Origin of the sequence: Escherichia sp. 94.0001, from assembly GCF_013369155.2 — a bacterium.
Classification (GTDB): domain Bacteria; phylum Pseudomonadota; class Gammaproteobacteria; order Enterobacterales; family Enterobacteriaceae; genus Escherichia; species Escherichia coli_F.
Genome location: NZ_JABWMS020000224.1, coordinates 1 through 569, shown reverse-complemented (window position 1 = coordinate 569; position 569 = coordinate 1). Strand labels below are relative to the sequence as shown.

The 569-nt window shown below is 29.5% G+C and carries 1 pseudogene; it reads right to left on the bottom strand.

The features are described from left to right. A pseudogene (locus tag HEN33_RS25375) lies at positions 1 to 569 on the bottom strand (type III effector); the annotation flags it as partial.

Sequence of the window (569 nt, the reverse complement as noted above, 5' to 3'; positions counted from 1 at the left end):
CTGCTAGATTTTGAAAATCGAAAGCAAAATTATTGAGTGCTGAGTCGTAAAATTCTTTAAAAGATTTTATTTTTTCTAGTTGATTTTTTAGCGCTTTAATGTTGTCTATATCAACATCGTCAAATAGGGGGACAAGATCTTTAAATTTAAAATTTAAATTTCTATCAAATTGGTTATGAGACTCTTGCCTTTCTTTTCGGATAAATCCTTCTGAATATTTAGGATCTTCTTGTGCATTTGACTGCGAAATTATTTCTTTTATGACAGATTCAACAAAGTTAATTCTGTCACTTCCTATCATATTATTAATGATATGTTGTGCCCTACCATGCATATCTTTGAAAATAAAAAAATTAACTTTTTCAATATCAAAAGAAAATTCCTCTTTAAACGATCCTTTTTCATTATAGAGTGCGGACAAAAACGACTGTAATTCTGCAAATGCTTTTTCATATATTAGCCGAGTATTTGGCAAGGATTTTCTAAGTTCCACTATGTCTTTATATAGAGCATCTGCCTGACTTATGAAATTTGGTATTTGTTCTTTACTTATAGCTCCGTCTATATTC